Below are 20153 nucleotides of genomic sequence, written 5' to 3'. Positions count from 1 at the left end.
GGTGCAGCTCACCGTCCGCTACTTCGCCGGGGCGCGCGCCGCCGCCGGCCACGCCGAGGAGACCGCGCCCGCCGGCCGGTCACTCGACGAGCTGATCGACGAGTTGGCCGCGCGGCACGGCGAACGGCTGAGCGTTGTGCTGAAGGCGGCCAGTTTCCTGGTCGACGGGGTGGCCTGCCACGATCGCCGGGCACCGCTGCCGGCCGGGGTGACGATTGACGTGCTCCCGCCCTTCGCGGGCGGCTGAGGGAGGCCCAACGTTGGTGATATTCATCGGCTTCGTCCTGCTCACCCTCGTCCTGGTCCACCTCTACCTGTGGAAACGCCTGATCCTGGACACCACCGTCCCGGGGCGCCGGCGGAGGATCGGCGGCATCGTCGTCCTGCTCCTGGGGCTGCTGGTGCCGGCGACCATGGGCACGAGCCGCGCCGGCGTGGACATCCTGGCCTGGCCGGGGTTCGTCTGGATCGCGCTGATGTTCTACCTGCTGGTCGTGCTGCTGGCGCTGGAAGTGCCGATGGCGGTGGCGAAGCTGGTGCTGCGCCGGCGCTCGCGGGTCGTCCAGCCGGCCAGCCCCGCGCCGGAACCGGCCCTCGTCGCGGCCGGCGACGCGGCCAGCCCCGCGCCGGAACCGGCCCTCGTCGCGGCGGGCGATCCGGCCGGCACCGCCGAGCCGCCGGCCGCCGCAGCTCCGCCGGCGGCGGGTACCGGGCTGCCGCCAGCCGACGCCGGCCCGCCGGCCGCCGCGGCGGTCGGGCAGCCCGACCACGACCCGTCCCGCCGGCTGCTGCTCGCCCGGGGCGCAGCGATCTTCGCCGGGCTCACCGCCGCCGGCATCACCGGGTACGGCGTCCGCACCGCAATGGGTCCGCCCCAGCTGGACCGGGTGCGAATCCCGCTGGCCAAGCTCCCCCGGAGCATGGACGGGCTGCGGATCGCCACCGTCTCCGACATCCACCTCGGGCCGCTGCGCGGTCGTTCGCACACCGAGCGGATCGTGGCGATGATCAATCGGCTGGACGCCGACCTGGTGGCGGTGGTCGGCGACCTGGTCGACGGCTCGGTGGCCGAGCTGGGCGCGGCGGCGGAACCGCTGCGCGACCTGCGATCCCGGTACGGCAGCTTCTTCGTCACCGGCAACCACGAGTACTACTCGGGGGTCGAGGAGTGGGTCCGCGAGGTGGACCGGCTCGGCCTGCGGGTGCTGCAGAACGAGCGCCAGGAGATCCACGCCCGGGGTGGCGTCCTGGACCTGGCCGGGGTCAACGACGTGAGCGCGGCCGGCACCGGGCTGGCCGCCCCCGCCGACTACGCCGCTGCCCTCGGCGACCGGGACCCGAGCCGTCCGGTGGTGCTGCTGGCCCACCAGCCGGTGGCCGCGCACGAGGCCGCCAAGTTCGGCGTGGACCTCCAGCTCTCGGGGCACACTCACGGCGGCCAGATGGTGCCGTTCAACCGGCTGGTGGAGCTCCAGCAGCCGGTGGTCTCCGGCCTGGGCGAAATCGACGGCACCAAGGTCTACGTCACCAACGGCGCCGGTTTCTGGGGCCCGCCGGTCCGGGTCGGCGCACCGCCGCAGGTGACCCTGGTCGAGCTGCGTGCCCAATAGCGCGGCCGGGTCGCGCAGTCCAGCACCGGATTGCTCAGGTCACCAGTACGCGTGGCGGCGGGCGGCCGCTGCCCGGCTCGTGGCAGGATGCGGCGTGCCTCCGTTCAGCGCCGCACCCCCCGGTGGCCCTTCGCCGTTCGTCGCGGATCTGCACATCCACTCGAAGTACTCGCGCGCGTGCAGCCGCGATCTGACCCTGCCGAACCTGGCCCGCTGGGCCCGACGCAAGGGTCTCGGCGTACTCGGCACCGGCGACTTCACCCACCCCGCCTGGTACGACCACCTGCGGGAGACGCTGCACCCGGCCGAGCCCGGCCTGTTCCGGCTCAGCCCCGAGGTGGAGCGGGAGATCGCCCGCCAGCTGCCGCCCCGGCTGGCCAGCGAGGCGGAGGCGGACCCGGTCCGGTTCATGCTCAGCGTCGAGATCTCCACGATCTACAAACGGGACGATCGGACCCGGAAGGTGCACCATCTGATCTACCTGCCGGACCTGGACGCGGTGGCCCGGTTCAACGCGGCGCTGGGGCGGATCGGCAACCTCGGTTCGGACGGCCGGCCGATCCTCGGGCTGGACTCCCGGGACCTGCTGGAGATCACGCTGGAGGCCAGCCCGGACGGCTACCTGGTCCCGGCGCACATCTGGACGCCCTGGTTCTCCGCGCTCGGTTCGAAGTCCGGCTTCGACGCGATCGCCGACTGCTACGCCGACCTGGCCGAGCACGTCTTCGCCGTGGAGACCGGCCTCTCCTCCGACCCGGAGATGAACTGGCGGGTCGGCAGCCTGGACCGCTACCAGTTGGTGTCCAACTCGGACGCGCACTCGCCGCCGGCGCTGGGCCGCGAGGCCACCGTCTTCACCGCAGCGCGCGACTACTTCGCCGTCCGCGAGGCGCTGCGGACCGGGGACGGGCTGGCCGGCACCATCGAGTTCTTCCCGGAGGAGGGCAAGTACCACGCGGACGGGCACCGGCTCTGCGGCGTCAACTGGTCGCCGGAGCGGACCCGGGCGGCCGGTGGGCGGTGCCCGGAGTGTGGCAAGCCGCTGACGGTCGGCGTACTGAGCCGGGTCGAGGAGCTGGCCGACCGGCCCGAGGGACACCGGCCCGCGCACGCCCGCGAGGTGACCCACCTGGTGCCGCTGGCCGAGATCCTCGGCGAGATCAACAAGGTGGGCGCCCGCTCGAAGAAGGTCGAGGGCAAGCTCAACGAGCTGATCGCGGCGCTCGGCCCGGAGCTGGAGCTCCTGACCACCACCCCGCTGGACGAGATCGGCCGGGTCGGCGGCGAGCTGCTCGCCGAGGGCATCGGCCGGCTGCGCCGCGGCGAGGTGCGCCGGATCCCCGGCTACGACGGCGAGTACGGGGTGATCACCCTGTTCGACCCGGCCGAGCTCGGTGGCGGCGCGTCCGGCGGGCAGGAGACGCTCTTCGACGTACCCGTGCCGGCGCCGCGGAAGCCCGCGGAGCCGGCACCGAAGCCGAAGGCCACCCGCCCGGCGGCGGCCAAGGCGGAGCCGAAGCGGAAGCTGGCCCCGCCGCCTCCGCCACCGATCGCGCCGGCGCCGTCGCCGCACGAGCCGTTCGAGCCGATGCTCGCCGGCATGGAGGAGGTCGGCACCGGCCTGCTGGACCGGCTCGACGCGATGCAGCGGGTGGCCGCCTCCGCGCCGGGCGGCCCGCTGCTCATCGTGGCCGGCCCCGGCACCGGGAAGACCCGTACGCTGACCCACCGGATCGCGTACCTCTGCGCGGAGCTGAACGTCTTCCCGGAGCAGTGCCTGGCGATCACCTTCACCCGCCGGGCGGCCGAGGAGCTGCGCCACCGCCTGGACGGGCTGCTCGGGCCGGTGGCCGAGGACGTCACGGTCGGCACGTTCCACTCGCTCGGCCTGACCATCCTGCGGGAGAACGCCGAGGCCGCCGGGCTGCCGACGGGCTTCCGGATCGCCGACGACGCCGATCGGGCCGCCGCCCGCACGGAGGCCGGTGACGACGACGACCGGTACACCGCGCTGTTGCGCAAGCGGGACCTGGTCGACCTGGACGAGCTGCTCACCCTGCCGGTCGCGCTGCTGAAGGCGGACAAGAAGCTGGTCCGCGAATACCGGGACCGCTGGAAGTGGATCTTTGTCGACGAGTACCAGGACGTGGACGCCGTCCAGTACGAGCTGCTGCGCTTGCTCAGCCCAGCCGACGGCAACCTCTGCGCGATCGGCGACCCCGACCAGGCGATCTACTCGTTCCGGGGCGCCGACGTCGGCTACTTCCTGCGCTTCTCCCGGGACTTCACCGACGCCCGGCTGGTCCGGCTGAACCGTAACTACCGTTCCTCGGCACCGATCCTGGCCGCCGCGGTGCAGGCCATCGCGCCGTCGTCGCTGGTCCGCGGACGCCGGCTCGATCCGGCCCGGCTCGACCCGGAGGCTCCGCTGGTCGGTCGGTACGCCGCGGCCTCCGTCGCCGACGAGGCCGACTTCGTGGTACGCACCATCGACGAACTGGTCGGGGGCCTGTCCCACCGTTCGCTCGACTCGGGCCGGATCGACGGCCGGTCCACCTCGCTGTCGTTCTCCGACATCGCGGTGCTCTACCGCACCGACTCCCAGGCTTCGGCGATCCTGGACGCCCTGGCCCGGGCCAACATTCCGGTGCAGAAGCGCTCGCACGACCGGCTCCGCGACCGGCCGGGGGTGCTGGCGATCGCCCGCGAGCTGCGGCACGCGGGGCTCGACGGCTCGTTGCCCGCCCGGGTCCGGCTGGCCGGTCAGCTCCTGGCGGACCGCTTCGCCGTGCCGACGCTCGACGGTGCCGGCTCGGTCCGCCCCGAGGACGTGCGTACGGCGGTGGACCTGCTCACGCCGCTGGCCCGGCGGTGCGGCGACGACCTCGGGCTCTTCCTCTCCCAGCTCGCGACCGGCGCGGAGGTGGATGCCCTGGACCCGCGGGCCGAGGCGGTCACCCTGCTCACCCTGCACGCGGCCAAGGGGCTGGAGTTCCCGGTGGTCTTCCTGGTCGGTGCGGAGGACGGCCTGCTGCCGCTGCGCTGGCCGGGATCGGAGCCGGACGACGACGCGGTCGCCGAGGAGCGGCGGCTCTTCTTCGTCGGCCTCACCCGCGCCCAGGACCGGCTGTACGTCAGCCACGCCGCCCGGCGCAGCCGGCACGGCGCGGAACGCGAGTGCCGTCCGTCCCCGTTCCTCGACGTCATCGACCCCGGCCTGTTCGAACGTCTCGGCGAAACCGAACCCCGCCGCCCCAAGGACCGCCAACTCCGCCTGATCTGACCCGCGGCCCCGCGACGGCCGAGAAAGGCGACTCGCCGAGCCGGCACCTGTCGTGCGGGCCTGACGGGGACGGCGAGGCGGACGATGCGTGGCGAGCGATATGCCTGAGAGGCATTTTAATGTCCCTGAGGCATATCGCTCGCCCGCCTTGCCTCGGCCGGGCGGGCGGGGCGGGCGCGGGGCGGGGCGGGGCGGGGCGGCCAACGATCGTGGCGGGTCGCCGAGGAACGGCGGTCAGGCGAGCAGCACCGCAAGCCAGGTGCCGGCGAGAAGCGCCGGGCCGAACGGCAGGGCCGTGTCCCGGCGGACCCGCCGGGCGGCCAGCAGACCGAGCACCACGACGCCGTTGAGCACGTGGGGCAGGATCAGCCCGAGCCACAGCACGGGCCAGCCGAGCCAGCCGAGCGGCAGGCCGAGCGCGCTGGCGAGCTTGACGTCGCCGAAGCCCAGCCGCGAGCCGGGCAACAGCGCCAGCAGCACGTGGCCGGCGAGGGAGACACCCGCCCCGGCCAGCGCCATCAGCAGGCGGCCCGGGGCATCGGCCGCCAGCGCCGCGCCGACCAGCCCGAGGCCGCCGAACAGTGCGGCCGCGCCGACCAGCGGATCGGGCAGCCGGAGACAGGCCAGATCCACCACCGCGAGCACCAGCCCGGCGGCCGCCATCAGCAGGAACGCTGGCAGTGCCGGATCGGCGCCCCGAGTGGCGGCGAGGCCGCCGAACAGCGCCGCGCCGATCGGCGCCAGCGCCCAGCTTCGCACGAGGACGCGCCCGGGCGACCCGTCCGAGCGGCCCGTGAAGCGACGGGCGGCCACCGGAGTGACGCAGCCGGCCAGCGCGCCGAGGAGCGCGACACCCGTCACCAGCCCGGCGGACACGCGCCGGGATGTTACCGGCGGACCGGCTGCGGGGCTGCCCCGTCGACCCGTCGGCGGGGACGCTCGGTGCTCACCACCACCGCCACCCCGGCGACGATCACCGCCCCGCCGAGCAGCACCTGGTTGGTGACCGGCTCGGCGGCGAGCAACGCGCCGAGCGCCACCGCGACCGCCGGGTTCACGTACGCGTACGTGGCGACCAGGGAGATCGGGGCGTGGTGCAGCAGCCAGACGTACGCGGTGAAGGCAATCAGCGAACCGGCGACCATCAGGTACGCCAGCGCCGCCCAGGAGCGGCCGGTCACCTCGCCGGGGGAGAAGCCGGTCAGCTCGCCCCGGACGGCGGCGACCACGGTGAGCGCCAGCGCGCCGGCGACCATCTCGTAGACCGTGGCCACGAACGGGTCGGCCGGCATCCGGATCCGCCCGGAGAGGAAGGAGCCGACCGACCAGCAGGTGGCGCCGACGACCACGGTGAGCGCGCCGGCCAGCGGCACGCTGCCCGGCCCGCCGCCGGGGAGTACGAGCAGGACGAGGCCGACGAAGCCGACGGCCACCCCGGCGAAGGTCCACGGTCGGGGACGGTCGCCGCCGAGCGTACGCAGCAGCACGACGAGCAGCGGTACGGTGGCGACCAGCAGCGCCGCGATGCCGGAGGGCACCGCCACGCCGGCCGGGCCGGACTCGGCGAGCACCACGAGACCGTTGCCGCCGGCGAGCAGCAGCAGGCCGACCAGGGCGGCGGAGCCGAGCTGCCGCCGGTCGACGCGGAGCGCCCCCGGTCCCCGCCGGAACCGCAGCACCAGGGCGAGCACACCGGCCGCCGCGGCGAACCGCGCCGCCGCGGAGGTGAGCGGCGGCAGCGACTCGACCGCCACCCGGATACCCAGGTAGGTCGAGCCCCAGAGGACATAGACCAGGACCAGCGCGGTCCAGACCAGGGCGGGACGCACGGCAGCGGGGGCGTGTGCGACGGCCGGCGTCGCACTCGGGGGGCGTGAGCTCATCGGTGGACCACGCTACGGTGACCACGGCGTCGGCGTCCCCCGTTGGTGGCCGGCCTCTCAGCAACGGCTTACCCAGGAGGGCGTTGATGGCCAATTTCGGACCACCGGGCGGCGGATCGCCGGAGCCGTGGGGCGGGCGGCGACCGGAGGACGAGTACTCTCCGCCGGCCGACCCGCGCTACGACCCCGGCTACGCGGCCCAGCCGGGCCGCTGGGGCGAGCCGCCGTACGAGTCGCCTTACGAGCCACCGGCCCGACGGTACGAGCCGCCGACCCAGCGGTACGAGCCGAGCTCTTCCTGGGACGGCGGGCAGCCGACCGGCCCCGCGACCTACCAGGGGTACCCGGCGGCGGAGCCCGGATACGGCGGGCAGCCGCCGTACGGCGAGCCGACGTCGTACGGCGGGCAGCCGCCGTACCCGGAGCCGGCGCCGTACGGCGAGCCGACGTCGTACGCGGAGCCGGCGCCGCCGAAGCGCGGCAAGGGCCCGCTGGTCACCGTGCTGGCCGTGCTGCTGGTGCTCGCGCTCGGCGGCGCCGGGGCGTTCTGGTACCTCGGCCGGGACAGGTCGACCGCGGCGAGCGGGACCGGCGCCCCCGCCTCACCGGCCACCGACCCCACCGGGCAGGCGAGCGAGCCGGCCGACCCGGTCACCACCGCTCCGGCCCCGGCGTCCTCGACCGATCCGCGCTTTGTGAAGGCGGGCCAGTGCCTACGCAACGAGGGCGGGGCCGAGAAGCCGAAGCTGGTGATCACCGAGTGCGGCGCCAAGACGTACCAGGTGCTGCGTCGGATCGACGGCGAGACCAGCGGCAGGAAGGACGCCGAGGCGAAGTGCGCCAAGGTCGACGGCTACACCGACTGGTACTTCTTCGACAGCCAGCTGGACACCCTCGACTTCGTGCTCTGCCTCAAGCGGCACTGACCGGGGCGCCGCCAGCCGCCCCGCCAGCTGCCGATAACCAAAACTAGGGTTGTCTAGCATCGATGCTAGACAGCCCTAGTTTTATCTCGACGGTTCTGGGCCGCTGCCGGTGCCGTCGAGCACCGCGACACGCCGGTAGCGGCATCTACGAATGTCTAGCCTGGCAGCTAGAACGCCCGATACTGTGCGATTCGTGGATCCGGTCCGCAACCCGTACGCCCCCGGCGCCGGCCAGCGTCCGCCCGAACTCGCCGGGCGCGGGCGTGAGCTGGACGTCTTCGACGTGGTGCTGGAGCGCATCGCCCGGGGCCGCCCGGAACGCAGCCTGATGCTCACCGGCCTGCGCGGGGTCGGCAAGACGGTCCTGCTGAACACCCTCCGCTCGGAGGCGATCAACCACCTCTGGGGCACCGGCAAGATCGAGGCCCGGCCCGACCAGTCGTTGCGCCGGCCGATCGCCGCCGCGCTGCACATGGCGGTCCGCGAGCTGGCGCCCCGGCACCGCGCCCCGGACCGGATCGACGGCTTCCTCGGCGTACTCAAGGCGTTCGCCCAGCGGGCCGCCCCCAGCGGTCGCGGCGGGGCGGCGCCCAAGCTGCGTGACCGCTGGCAGCCGGGCATCGACGTGCCGGCCGCCAGTGGCCGGGCCGACTCCGGGGACATCGAGATCGACCTGGTCGAGCTGCTCACCGACGCCGCGGCGGTCGCCACCGACGTGGGCACCGGCGTCGCGATCTTCATCGACGAGATGCAGGACCTCGGCGCGGAGGATGTCTCGGCGCTCTGCGCCGCCTGCCACGAGCTGTCCCAGCTCGGTGCGCCGCTGATCGTCGTCGGTGCCGGCCTGCCGCACCTGCCGGCCGTGCTGAGCGCCGCCAAGTCCTACTCCGAGCGGCTCTTCCGCTACCAGCGCATCGACCGGCTCGACCGGCTCGCCGCCGACCAGGCGCTCTGCGCGCCGGCCGAGCGGGAGGACGTCGAGTACGAGCAGAAGGCCCTCGACCTGCTCTACGAGAAGTCCGGCGGCTACCCCTACTTCGTCCAGGCGTACGGCAAGGCCACCTGGGACCACGCGCCACGCTCGCCGATCACCGCCGGCGACGTACGGGTCGCCGCGCCCGAGGCGGAGGCCGAACTGGCCGTCGGCTTCTTCGGCTCGCGGTTCGAACGGGCCACGCCGGCCGAACGCGAGTACATGCGGGTCATGGCCTCCCTCTCGCTGGTCGAGGGGGAGGAGAGCGGCCGGGACGACATGGACGCGGCGGTGCCCACGGCGGAGATCGCCCGCGCGCTGGGCCGGAAACCGGCCAGCCTCTCCCCGGCCCGGGACGCGCTGATCAAGAAGGGGCTGATCTACTCCGGCGAGCGGGGGACGGTCGCCTTCACCGTCCCGCACTTCGGCCGGTACCTGCGTACCCAGCCGTCCTGAGCGCCGGGCGCGGAGAGTCAGACCTTCGACCAGGGCGACGGGAAGACCACCTCGCCCGGCGGTGGGTCCTCGCCGGTGCCGGACGGCGGCAGCACCAACGCCTGCCACGGCTCCCCCAACCCGGACCACGGGCTGGTCAACCCCATCCGGTCCGCCCGGGTGAACCCGAAGCGCCGGTAGAACGTCGGCGCACCGAGCACCACCACCAGCCCCTCATCCAGCTCGGTGGCAGCGTCCAGGGCCGCCTGGACCACCGCCGTACCGTGTCCGATCCGCTGCCGGTGCGGCGCGACCGCGACCGGGCCGAGCGCCAGCGCCGGGAACGCGGCGTCGTCGGCGCGCACCCGGACCCGGCTCAGCAACGCGTAGCCGACCACCTCGCCGCCGTACTCGGCGACCATCGCCAGCTCGGGGATCCAGGCGTCGCTGTGCCGGAGCTCGTCGACCAGACGCACCTCGGGCGGCGCGGCCACGTCGGGGCGGGCGAAGGCGCCGGCCAGCACCCGGGCGACCGGTTCCTCGTCCGCCGGATCCTCGGGTCGCAGTCGCAGCGTCGTCACCCGCGCGACCTTACCGCGCGTAGGCGGTCCATCCGCGACGGTCGCTGAAATCGGCACGCCGGCCGGCCTCGCCGGACGTCCACGTCGGCCGATCCCTTTTGAGTGTTGCGGGGGTGGCGGCCGCCGCGACGGGGTATGACTGATTCATGAAGCCCGTGCGTTCCCTCGCCCGCGTCATGTTGAGCGGCATCTTCGTGGTCAGCGGCGCCCGCAACTTCACGAACCCCGGCCGGCTGGTCCCCGCCGCGAAGCCGGTCACCGACCGGGCCGCCCCACTGATCCAGAACCTGCATCCCCGCATCCCGACCGACACCGAGACGCTGATCCGAGCCAACGGGGCCACCCAGGTCGTGGGCGGGCTGATGCTGGCCACCGGGCGGTTCGCCCGACCCGCCGCGCTCCTCCTCGCCGGCACCCTGGTGCCGACCACGATCGCCGGGCACCCCTTCTGGAACACCGACGACCCGGCGACGCGGAGCAACAATCAGATCCACTTCCTGAAGAACCTGGGGCTGTTCGGCGGCCTGCTGCTCGCCGCCGCCGACACCGGCGGGAAGCCCGGCCTGCGCTGGCGCGCGGGCCACCGGATCGGCCACTCGCGACGCTCGGTGCAACGGGCGATCCGAACCGCCCGCCGGGAGGCGAAGATCGCGGTACGCTCGGCGGCCACCGGCCACCGAATTCCCGGCTGAGCCCCGGCAATACGGCCACCACCCCCCGCAAGGCCGCCAATCACCTGAACCACCCCACACCTGTGGGATCGGACACGGTCACATGACGCGGGAGGCTGCAACGTGAGGCACGGTTCTAGGCTCCGTGCCGGACCTGGACGGGTAGCACGATCCTGGTACGGAGGTGGCCACGGCATGCCGACGCCCGTCGGTAGACCGACGCGCCGCTTTGTTCCAGTCCCTTACCGGACGCGTGGCGTCGACCGCAGGACTGCCGTACGGAGCGCCGCCATCGCCGCCGTCGCCTACGCCGCGTGGGTCGCGATCGGCGCCTTCGGGCGGCCGTACAACTTCTTCGACATGAAGATCTACCACGGTGCCGTGGTGTGGTGGGCGGGCGGCAACGAGCTGTACGACTTCATCGCACCCGCGACGAACCTGGGCTTCACCTATCCGCCCTTCGCCGCCCTGGTCATGCTGCCGATGTCCTGGCTGCCGGTCGAGGCTGCCGGCTGGCTGAACGCGCTGGCCAGCATCGCCGCGCTGGCCGTCGTGCTGGCCGCGCTGCTGCGCCCGATCGTCGACCGGCTGGGTTGGTCGCTCTGGTTCACCGTCGGCATCGCCACGCCGGTGGCCCTCGCCATCGAGCCGTCCCGGGAGACCCTCGGCTACGGCCAGGTCAACCTGCTGCTCTTCGCCCTGGTCATGGCGGACCTGGTCGGACTGCGCTGGCGGGCGAAACGAGGCACCCACCACGACACCGCCGACTCGGCGCTGGCCCGGTTCGTCTACGGCGGCGGATGGGCCGGGGTCGGCATCGGTCTGGCCACCGCGGTCAAGCTCACCCCGGCGCTGTTCATCGCCTACCTGGCGATCACCCGGCAGTGGCGGGCGGCGGTGATCGCTCTCAGCACCACCATCAGCGTGACCCTCGGTACGTTCGCGCTGGTCGGCCCGGAGTCGCGGACGTACTTCACGGACGTGCTGTGGCAGACCGAGCGGATCGGCGCCGCGGACATGACCGCCAACCAGTCCCTCGCCGGCCTGCTCGCCCGGCTCTACGACTCCATCGAGACGCCCGGTCTGCTCTGGCTCGCCTTCTCGCTGCTGGTGCTGGCGCTCGGGCTGTCCCGGGCGGCCGCCGCCCGGGCCGACGGCGACGAGCTGACCGCGTTCACCCTGGTCGGGCTGACCGCCAACGTGATCAGCCCGATCTCCTGGTCGCACCACCTGGTCTGGGTCATCCCGGCGATCATCGTGCTGGCCGACGCCGCGCTACGCCGCCGCGAGGCGAGCCGTGGGCTGCCGCCCCGGGTCACCACGGCACCGCCCACCGGCGGAGTTCCGCCGCTGCGTCCACCGATGTGGTACCCGGCACTCACCGGCCTACGGCACGGGGCCGGCGCACTCGCGCTCTACCTGCTCTTCCTGATCTCGCCGATCTGGCTGTACGAACACCAACTCCCCGAGGTGTCCCACTACCAGGACGGGTTGTTCGGCGCGCTGATGGAGAACTCCCTGGCGATCGCCCTGATCGCGCTGGTCGCGGCGCTGCCCTGGCGCCCGGGCGCCGAGCCGGCGTTCTACCAGGAGCGGCTGGTCCGCACCGCCCAGCTCACCGCCCGCCGCTGACCGGCCCGCCTGGCGCTGACCGGTTCGCCGGGCGACCGGCCGGTCAGGGGCAGTTCACCCACTCCTCGGTACCGTCGGCGAAGACCTGCCGCTTCCAGATCGGCAGCCGCGCCTTCACCTCGTCCACCAGCCGGGCGCAGGCCGCGAAGGCCGCCGCCCGGTGGGCGGTGCTGACCGCCGCGACCAGGGCCACCTCGCCGATCTCCAGCCGGCCGATCCGGTGCGACACGGCCACCGCGTACACCTCCGGGTCGGCGGCGATCTCCGCCGCCACCTCGCGCAGCACGGCCTCGGCGGTGGGGTGACCCTCGTACTCCAGCACGGTGACCGTGCGGCCGTGGTCGTGGTCGCGGACCACGCCCTGGAAGGAGACGACCGCCCCGGCCCGGCGGTCGGCCACCGCCGCCTCGTGCGCGGCCAGGTCGAGCGGCCGGTCCGCCACCGAACCGATGACGATCGCCTCCGCCCGGCTCACGGTTCCTCCTTCGTTCGCGACTGCGGGGCTCGCCACCCCGGCTCAAGCGCGCATTCCGGCTCGGCCGCATCCCAGGCGAGCCGCCCCGGAACGCGCGTCCTCGCGCTCACCAGGCCCGCTCCCCGGGGAGCAACGGCAACGGTACGACGGGCACCCGGTCCCCGACCTCGCCGCTGACGCCCGGGCGGACAACCGCGAAGCCGTCCGCCCCGGCCAGGCCGCGCAGCATCGCCGAGCCGGCGTGGCGCAGCGGGTGTGCGGTGCCGGCGGCCCGGTCCAGCCGGACCAGGGCGAGGTGGGTGTAGTCGCCCCGGCCGGGGATCGGCTCGGCGAGGGTGGCCTGCGGCAGCACCGGCATCGGCCGGCCCTGAAGGCCCGCGAGCAGGGGCGCGACCAGTGAGACCAGCGCGACGACGGCCGACTGCGGGTTGCCCGGCAGGCCAGCCACGAACCGGACCCGCCCGTCGCCGTCCACCAGCCGGGCCAGCAGCATCGGGAAGCCCGGACGGACCGCCACGGTGTTGACCACGTAGTCCGCGCCGAGCGCCGCCAGCGTCGGATGCAGGTGATCGACCGGGCCGTGCATGGTGCCGCCGGTGGTGCAGACCAGGTCGGCGTCGGCGAGCGCGCCCCGCAGGGCCGCCACGTGGGCGGGCAGGGTGTCGGCGACCGGGCCCACCACGTCGGCCGGGCCCACCTGGCAGCCGTACCGGCGCAGCCAGCCGGGCACCGCCGGGCCGAGGGCGTCGCGCACCCGGCCGGCACCCGGTGGACCGGAGGTCAGCAGTTCGTCGCCGAAGACCAGCAGCGCGGCGCGCGGCTGCCGGCGGACCCGCAACGTGTCGTACCCGCAGGAGGCGGCCAGGCCGATCAGGGCCGGGTCGACCGGCGTGCCGGCGGGCAGCAGCTCGTCCCCGGCGTACGCCTCCTCGCCCGGCTCCCGCCACTCGGGCGTCGGGCGCGGCGTGCCGGCGACCCGGCCGTCCGCCGTCCGGGTCGACTCCTCGATCCGCAGGATCGCCCTGGTGCCCGCCGGCACCATCGCGCCGGTGGCGATCTCGGCGGTGGTGCCGTCGGCGGTCAACGGGGGCGGGGTGTGCCCGGCGAGCACCCGGCCGACCACCTGCCACGGGCCGTCCCCGCGCACCGCCCAGCCGTCCACGCTGGAGGTGGGGAACGCCGGCAGGTCGGTGCGGGTGGTCAGCGGCTCGGCGAGGGTGTGGCCGTCGGCCTCGGCAAGCGGGCGCTCGACCGCGGGGAGCGCGGCGGCAAGGCCGACCGCGTACACCCGGGAGCGGGCCTCCTCCCATCCGGCGGGCGGTGCGGCGGTCCGCGCCGCCGCGGCTGCGGTTTCCGTGCTCATCCGGCGAGCCTATCGCCGGGACGGACGCCGTGCGTGTTCAGTGGTCACCGCCGCGGAGCTGGTCGACGGCGTGCCGGAGGATCGGCCCGAGCACGGCGAGCCCGTCCTTCGCCCCACCCCGCGAGCCGGGCAGGTTGACCACCAGCATCCGGCCGACCACGCCCGCCAGCCCGCGGGACAGGGCGGCGGTGGGCACCCTGTCCCGGCTGTACGCCCGGATCGCCTCGGCGATGCCGGGGATCTCGTAGTCGAGCAGGGCCCGGGTCACCTCCGGGGTCCGGTCGGTCGGGGTGATCCCCGTGCCGCCGCTGGTCAGCACCACGTCGACGCCCTCGTCGCGGGCGGCCCGCAGCGCCGCGCCGACCGGCTCGCCGTCGGGCACCACGACCGGCTCGTCGACCACGCAGCCCAGCTCGCGCAGCCCGGCGACGAGCAGCGGGCCGCTGGTGTCCGCGTACACCCCGGCGGCAGCCCGGTTGGAGGCGACGACCACCCGGGCCCGGATCACGGCCGGTCCTCCGGCCGGACCCACTCGCCGGTCTTGCCGCCCTCCTTACGGAGCACGCGCACCGCGTCGACCGACGCCGCCGGGTCGACGGCCTTGACCATGTCGATCAGCGCGAGCCCGGCCACGGCCACCGCGGTGAGCGCCTCCATCTCCACGCCCGTCCGGTCGGCGGTCTTCGCGGTCGCGGTGATCTCGACCGTGTCGGTGGTGAGCCGCAGGTCGACGGTGACGCCGTGCAGGGCGATCGGGTGGCAGAGCGGGATCAGGTCGGGGGTCCGCTTCGCGCCCATGATCCCGGCGAGCCGGCCGACCGCGAGCGCATCGCCCTTGGGCAGGCCGTCGCGGCGCAGCAGCTCCACCACCTCGGGCGTGGTGCGGAGCCGGCCGGCGGCGACCGCGAGCCGACCGGAGACCGGCTTGGCGGAGACGTCGACCATCCGGGCCGCGCCGGCGGCGTCGACGTGGGTGAGCTGCGCGGAATCGGTCACGGCCACGAGCCTATCCACCAGCTACGACGTTGCGGCTTCGGCGTACCGAGGTGGCACTCTCTTTTCCGAACCTGGCGGCGAGGCCACCGAGGACCCGAATTTCCACGAGGCGACTCCGCCCCAATGTGCGCAAACCAATTGAAGAAAAATTTCAAGAGGTGGATCGGAGGGCCTGGTCCGCAAGGCGTTCTGTTGGCCACCGAGCGGCGTTTTCGCCCATTCCCGCTCGGGTCGTCAGTCGAAGCGCCAGGTGAGCAACTACTGATCACCCTGGCGGGCCGGACACTGCTTCCATCAAGATGGCTGCGAGGGGCAACCGGTCCGGTACATCCCGGATCCGAGCAACTCCGCTCCGCGCAAGGTTCATGGACCGAACGTCACATATCACCACAGTCTTGGCTAATGTTGCGCATAACGACATTTATCTCTTCTAATCGCCAGGATCTGACTCCTAAGCTGTCTTTCAGGAGATCCCGAGGATCGACCAATTGGGTGCGAAAGACTGCCGGGAAAGGAGTCGGGCGATGCGCAGCATCGAGTGGCACTGAGCGGAGACTTCTCGTAAAGAGTCCATCACGATAGGCTCCGGAGGCATCGAACCTGCTGGTTGACGCAGGGGAAAGCGTCAACCGTTCGGCTGCTGGAGCTGGATGAGCAACACCAACGGACGACGTGTTGGGACCGATCGGCACCTTGTGGCGCTCGTCGGTCTCATCGTCGTTGCCGCGTCAGCGGTCACCGTGTCGGCAACCGTCCTGCTCGGACGGCAGCCCCCGGCCTCGATCCGAGACGTTGCGACGCTCCTCACGCTGATCTTCATGATCGCGGTCGGTGGGGTCGTCAAGACGTCCGTCCGGATCCGGTCCACCACCCTCTCCGTAGCCTGGGTGGAAACCGCCGTGGTGATCGGGGTCGTCATCGCGCCCGGCCCCTGGGTGATCGTGAGCACCGGGATGGGGGTTGCCGCCGCTTCCGCCATCCTGCGGCTGCCGGCCATCAAGACCGCCTTCGGCATCGGCAAACACGTACTCGTTGCCGGTGGTGCCGTCGCGGTCGCGACCATCCTCGGCTGGCCCTGGTCGGCCATGCCGATCACGGACCTGGTCGTCCGGCTGGGGATCGTCTACCTGGTCGCGGCGTTCCTCGACGAGGCGATGGCGATACCCGTGATCGCGCTTGCCACCGGTACCCCGGTCCGACGTCAGTTCCGGTCGAACTGGGACCTGCGGGTGGTCGGCGTCGTGGTGCGGTTCGTGGTGACGGTGTGCACCCTGCTCATCCTGCGGGCCGACCCCCGGCTGCTGCTCGCCGTGCCGCCACTGGTGCTCAGCCTGCACCTGGCGTACTCCACCCGGATCCGGGCACGCACCGAACAGCAGGCGTGGCAGCGGCTCGCCCAGACCACCGACGCGCTCAACGTCGTCGGCCTGGACCAGGTACTGGCGACCGCCGTCACCCAGGCCGCCGAGCTCTTCTCCGCCGACGAGGTGGAGGTCGAGCTGCACGAGAATGACCGGACGGTCCGCGGCGGCACCGGCGGCATCGCGTACGACGGCGCGACTCCCGAGCCCAGCACCGCGGACGGCACGATCATCCCGGTGGCGCTGGAGGGGCACGACCACTCGGTCAACCTCGGCGTGCTGCGGCTCCGCTTCGCCGGGCCGGTCGAGCTGTCCGAGCGGGAGCGGTACACCCTGCGTACCTTCGCCTCCGCGCTCTGCACCGCGGTCCGCAACGCCCAGGCGTACGCCGAGCTGGCCCGGATCGCCGAGGAGCATGCGTACGCCGCCACCCACGACGCCCTGACCGGGCTCTCCAACCGGCGTCACCTGCTCGACGAGGGCACCGAGCAGCTGACCGGCCGGCACGCCGACGGCGTCACGGCCCTGGTGCTGATCGACCTCAACCACTTCAAGGAGGTCAACGACACCCTCGGTCACGGCGCCGGCGACCGCGTACTGATGCAGGTCGCCGACCGGCTGCGCGGCGCGGCCAGCCCCGGCGACCTGGTGGCCCGGCTCGGCGGCGACGAGTTCGCCGTCCTGTTGCGCGGGCTGCCGGCCCCGGCGGTGGCCGCGCACCGGGCCGACACGCTGCTCGCCGCCCTGCACGAACCGCTCGACCTGGACGGCATGCGGATCAGCGTGGAGGCCAGCGGCGGCATCGCCGTCGCACCGGCCAGCGGCGGGATGGCCGAGCTGCTGCGCCGGGCCGACGTGGCGATGTACCAGGCCAAGCGGTCCGGCCGGAGGACCGCCACGTACGCGCCGACCCACGACACCGCCGACCTGGGCCGGCTCACCCTCGGCGGCGAACTGCCCCGCGCGGTCGCCGACCACGAGTTCACCGTCAACTTCCAGCCGATCGTCGACCTGGGCAGCGGCGAGGTGATCGGCGCGGAGGCGCTGGCCCGCTGGCACCATCCCACCCACGGCATGATCGACCCGCTGCGCTTCATCGAGGCGGTGGAACGCTCCGGGCTGCTGCCCGCGTTCGCCGAGGCGATCCTCGACCAGGCGCTGATCGCGGCCGGCACCTGGCGGGACGCCGGCTTCGACCTGCCGGTCTCGGTGAACGTGTCGCCGCGCAGCCTCCTCGACGCGCGCTTCCCCGGGGCGGTGCTGGCCCGGCTGCGGGCGCACGACCTGCCGCCGGACCGGCTGGTGCTGGAGCTGACCGAGACCCTGACGCTCAGTCAGCTCGACGTGGTGGACCGGGTGCTCAGCCAGCTGCGCGACTCCGGCGTACAGCTGGCCCTCGACGACTTCGGCACCGGCTACTCCTCGCTGTCGCTGCTCTCTCGCATCCCGGTGCACGAGTTGAAGATCGACCGAAGCTTCGTCATCGCGATGGAGAGTTCGGCCGAGGCCGCCGCCGTGATCCGCTCCACCCTCGACCTGGGCCGCAGCCTCGACCTGACCGTGGTCGCCGAGGGCGTGGAAAGCGAGCCGCAGCGCCGGGCACTCTGGGAGCTGGGCTGCGCCGCCGGGCAGGGCCATCTCTTCGCCCGGCCGCTGCCGGCCGGCACGCTGCTCGCCGCCCTCCAGCGGGGCGCGGGTGGACGCCCCGGCACCCTCGCGCCACCGCTGCACGACGCGGGCGCGGTGATCCGCCTGCCGGGCCGCCGCTCGGGCGGGCGCGGCCGGACGGCCGCCGCCGAACCCACCGCCGCCCAGACCGTCAACGAACCCAGCCACCATTGATCCCGCGCCCCGGAACCCGACGCACGATCGGCTCAGAACCATGGACAGCTGCCCTCAGCTCCGATCGGAAGCCGTCCAGGATCCGCACGCAGGGGGCGGCGGGACGAGGTGCACGACGTGGGCCGGGGGGCGGCCGTCTGCCAGACTGGCCAGCGTGACCGCCGACCCCGACCGGCCCGCCACCGCCACCCGGCGCTGGGCGGCGATCGACTCCGCAGCCGGTGGGCTCGCCCTCGACCTGGGCCTCTACGCCGCCGCGGCGGCCTTCGCCGGGATCACCGCCGTCACCTCCACCCTGCTCCCGCACCGGGCCTGGGGGACGCTCGCCACCGCCGGCTACCTGCTGGCGGCGCTCGCCGTGGCCGGCCAGCTCCTCGCTCGGCGCCGGCCCGCCGCCACACCACTCGCCGGGCTCGGTGCCCGCTGGGCGGTTACCGGGTTCACCTGGGCCAGCACGGCGCTCCTGCCCGTCGTCGCGCAGAGCGTCCAGCGGGCGGCCGGGCGTACCGACCGGGCCCAGGAGGAGGTGATCGTGGTCGAACACGCCGGCAGCCGGCTCGCCGAGCACGGCACCCCCTACCTCGGCCACGACGCGATCGCCGCGCTGCCACCGGCGGAACAGCTGCTCGGCTACACCCCGTACCAGCCGGGGATGGCGCTGTTCGGGCTGCCCCGGGCCGCCACCGACGCCTGGTGGGCCGACGCACGGATCTGGTTCGCCCTGGCCACCGCCGCGATGCTGGCCCTCGCGGTGGCCACCCTGCGGGCCGCTCCCGGCCCGGTCCCGCCCGGCCGCGGATCCGCCGTGCTCCGGGGCGTACAGGCGGCCACCGTGCTGCCGGTCTGCGCACTCACCCTGGCGACCGGCGGCGACGACCTGCCCGTACTCGCACTCTGCCTGCTCGCGCTGGCCCTCGCCGCAGCCGACCGGCCCGGGCGGGCCGGCCTGGCGGTCGGCGCGGCCGGCGCGCTGAAACTCTTCGCCTGGCCGGTCGCGGTCGTGCTGGTCTGCTGGGCCGCCACCCGCCGGGCCGGCGTCCGCGCCGCCCTCGGGGCCTTCGGGCTGCCGGCCCTCGCGCTGCTACCCGCCCTGCTGGTCGACCGGGACGCCCTGGTCGAAAACGTGCTGCGCTTCCCGCTCGGACACGGCCTGGTGACCAGCCCCGCGCAGTCCCCGTTCCCCGGCCACCTCATCGCCACCGCGCTGCCCGCCGGCCGAGCCGTCGCCGCCGCGCTGCTGGTCGCGGCGGGCGTGGCGATCGCCGTCCGGCTCCTCCGCCGTCCGCCGCGCACCGCCGTCTCCACCGCGCTGATCTGCGGGTACGGGCTGCTCGCGGCGATCCTGCTGATGCCGTCGACCCGCTTCGGCTACCTGCTCTATCCGGTCGCCCTGCTGGTCTGGGCCCCCGCGCTGGCCACGGCCGACCGGCTTTCGGTCAACTTCCGCCACGCGACCCGCCCCGAGGGCGTAGACCTGAGAGCATGACCACCTATCGCGACCGGGCCGAGGCGGGCCGGATGCTCGCCGATCGCCTCACCGACCTCGCCGGGCGGCCGGACGTCATCGTCCTCGGGCTGGTACGCGGCGGGGTACCCGTCGCCCGGGTGATCGCCGACCGGCTCGGCGCCCCGCTGGATGTGCTGGTGGTCCGCAAGCTCGGCGTGCCGTGGGCACCCGAGGTGGCGTACGGCGCGCTCGGCCCCGGCGGGGTGCAGGTGCTCAACGAGATGGTCGCCGGCCGGCTCAGCGACGCCGACAAGGCCGAGGTGCGGCAGCGCGAACAGGCCGAACTGGACCGCCGGGAGCGCCGCTACCGGGCCGGCCGCCCCCAACTCACCCTGACCGGCAAGACGGCGGTCATCGTCGACGACGGGCTGGCCACCGGAGCCACCGCCCGCGCCGCCGTCCAGGTCGCCCGCCACCTGGGCGCCGCCCGGGTCGTCGTCGCCGTGCCGGTCGGCTCCGACCAGGCGTACGAGATGCTCGCCGCCGAGGCGGACCAGGTGGTCATTCTCGAGACACCGCCCGATTTCATGGCGGTGGGCGCGTACTACGAAGACTTCCACGAGGTCTCCGACGACGAGGTGACGGAAGCGCTCACCGCCACCGCGTGAGGTCACC

The 20153-nt window shown here is 73.9% G+C and carries 17 protein-coding genes; 10 read left to right on the top strand and 7 right to left on the bottom strand.

Annotated elements, in window-relative coordinates; translation table 11 throughout:
* The first annotated feature begins 1 nt into the window (after window position 1).
* The 3 genes from ABZ570_RS04055 (at window position 2) to ABZ570_RS04045 (ending at window position 4893) form a co-directional block, all read left to right on the top strand.
* A complete protein-coding gene (locus ABZ570_RS04055; RefSeq protein WP_358056546.1) occupies window positions 2-247 on the top strand; it encodes a MoaD/ThiS family protein in 246 nt (81 codons plus the stop codon).
* 13 nt (window positions 248-260) lie between these two features.
* The gene (locus ABZ570_RS04050) at window positions 261-1610 is read left to right on the top strand and encodes a metallophosphoesterase (RefSeq protein WP_358056544.1); all 1350 of its coding nucleotides are present in this window, start codon (window positions 261-263) and stop codon (window positions 1608-1610) included.
* Between the two features lie 94 nt (window positions 1611-1704).
* A complete protein-coding gene (locus tag ABZ570_RS04045; RefSeq protein ID WP_358056542.1) occupies window positions 1705-4893 on the top strand; it encodes a UvrD-helicase domain-containing protein in 3189 nt (1062 codons plus the stop codon).
* Between the two features lie 234 nt (window positions 4894-5127).
* On the opposite strand, the gene ABZ570_RS04040 is transcribed toward ABZ570_RS04045, so the two are convergent.
* Both ABZ570_RS04040 and ABZ570_RS04035 read right to left on the bottom strand, forming a co-directional pair.
* Window positions 5128-5769 carry an A24 family peptidase gene (locus tag ABZ570_RS04040; protein WP_358056540.1) on the bottom strand — a complete coding sequence of 214 codons (642 nt, stop codon included), beginning with the start codon at window positions 5767-5769 and terminating at the stop codon, window positions 5128-5130.
* Between the two features lie 11 nt (window positions 5770-5780).
* Entirely contained in the window at window positions 5781-6776 is a 996-nt protein-coding gene (locus ABZ570_RS04035) for an EamA family transporter (protein ID WP_358056538.1), read from the bottom strand.
* 86 nt (window positions 6777-6862) lie between these two features.
* Here ABZ570_RS04035 and ABZ570_RS04030 point away from each other — a divergent pair, with 86 nt between their 5' ends.
* Window positions 6863-7702, top strand: coding sequence for a flagellar basal body protein FliL (locus ABZ570_RS04030; RefSeq protein ID WP_358056536.1), 840 nt, complete (start codon window positions 6863-6865; stop codon window positions 7700-7702).
* Between the two features lie 193 nt (window positions 7703-7895).
* Window positions 7896-9131 carry an ATP-binding protein gene (locus tag ABZ570_RS04025; protein WP_358056534.1) on the top strand — a complete coding sequence of 412 codons (1236 nt, stop codon included), beginning with the start codon at window positions 7896-7898 and terminating at the stop codon, window positions 9129-9131.
* A gap of 17 nt (window positions 9132-9148) precedes the next feature.
* On the opposite strand, the gene ABZ570_RS04020 is transcribed toward ABZ570_RS04025, so the two are convergent.
* Window positions 9149-9691, bottom strand: a complete 543-nt coding sequence (locus tag ABZ570_RS04020) for an N-acetyltransferase (protein WP_358056532.1) — start codon at window positions 9689-9691, stop codon at window positions 9149-9151.
* Between the two features lie 146 nt (window positions 9692-9837).
* Between ABZ570_RS04020 and ABZ570_RS04015 the strand changes: the two genes are divergently transcribed.
* Both ABZ570_RS04015 and ABZ570_RS04010 read left to right on the top strand, forming a co-directional pair.
* Complete coding sequence (locus tag ABZ570_RS04015) at window positions 9838-10383, top strand: DoxX family protein (protein ID WP_358056530.1); 546 nt, start codon at window positions 9838-9840, stop codon at window positions 10381-10383.
* A gap of 174 nt (window positions 10384-10557) precedes the next feature.
* Window positions 10558-11994 (top strand): glycosyltransferase 87 family protein, encoded by a 1437-nt coding sequence (locus ABZ570_RS04010; RefSeq protein WP_358056528.1) that lies wholly within the window; start codon window positions 10558-10560, stop codon window positions 11992-11994.
* A 43-nt stretch (window positions 11995-12037) separates the two neighbouring features.
* On the opposite strand, the gene ABZ570_RS04005 is transcribed toward ABZ570_RS04010, so the two are convergent.
* The 4 genes from ABZ570_RS04005 to moaC all read right to left on the bottom strand — a co-directional run bounded on the left by ABZ570_RS04005 (window position 12038) and on the right by moaC (window position 14828).
* The gene (locus tag ABZ570_RS04005; RefSeq protein WP_358056526.1) at window positions 12038-12469 is read right to left on the bottom strand and encodes a molybdenum cofactor biosynthesis protein MoaE; all 432 of its coding nucleotides are present in this window, start codon (window positions 12467-12469) and stop codon (window positions 12038-12040) included.
* Window positions 12470-12575: 106 nt separating this feature from the next.
* The gene (locus ABZ570_RS04000; protein WP_358056524.1) at window positions 12576-13832 is read right to left on the bottom strand and encodes a molybdopterin molybdotransferase MoeA; all 1257 of its coding nucleotides are present in this window, start codon (window positions 13830-13832) and stop codon (window positions 12576-12578) included.
* Between the two features lie 37 nt (window positions 13833-13869).
* Entirely contained in the window at window positions 13870-14340 is a 471-nt protein-coding gene (locus tag ABZ570_RS03995) for a MogA/MoaB family molybdenum cofactor biosynthesis protein (protein WP_358056522.1), read from the bottom strand.
* Window positions 14337-14828, bottom strand: a complete 492-nt coding sequence (moaC, locus tag ABZ570_RS03990; protein ID WP_358056520.1) for a cyclic pyranopterin monophosphate synthase MoaC — start codon at window positions 14826-14828, stop codon at window positions 14337-14339. The genes ABZ570_RS03995 and moaC overlap by 4 nt, the downstream gene beginning before the upstream one ends.
* Before the next feature lie 650 nt (window positions 14829-15478).
* Between moaC and ABZ570_RS03985 the strand changes: the two genes are divergently transcribed.
* The 3 genes from ABZ570_RS03985 (at window position 15479) to ABZ570_RS03975 (ending at window position 20146) form a co-directional block, all read left to right on the top strand.
* Window positions 15479-18031 carry a bifunctional diguanylate cyclase/phosphodiesterase gene (locus tag ABZ570_RS03985; RefSeq protein WP_358056518.1) on the top strand — a complete coding sequence of 851 codons (2553 nt, stop codon included), beginning with the start codon at window positions 15479-15481 and terminating at the stop codon, window positions 18029-18031.
* Between the two features lie 154 nt (window positions 18032-18185).
* Window positions 18186-19517, top strand: a complete 1332-nt coding sequence (locus ABZ570_RS03980) for a glycosyltransferase 87 family protein (protein ID WP_358056516.1) — start codon at window positions 18186-18188, stop codon at window positions 19515-19517.
* Window positions 19514-20146 carry a phosphoribosyltransferase family protein gene (locus ABZ570_RS03975; protein ID WP_358056514.1) on the top strand — a complete coding sequence of 211 codons (633 nt, stop codon included), beginning with the start codon at window positions 19514-19516 and terminating at the stop codon, window positions 20144-20146. The genes ABZ570_RS03980 and ABZ570_RS03975 overlap by 4 nt, the downstream gene beginning before the upstream one ends.
* Window positions 20147-20153: the final 7 nt, after the last annotated feature.

Origin of the sequence: Micromonospora sp. NPDC007271 (genome assembly GCF_040634005.1) — a bacterium.
In the GTDB taxonomy this organism is placed as follows: Bacteria; Actinomycetota; Actinomycetes; order Mycobacteriales; family Micromonosporaceae; genus Micromonospora.
Note: the sequence above shows the minus strand (reverse complement) of the source record. Positions and strands in the feature narration are given on the sequence as shown.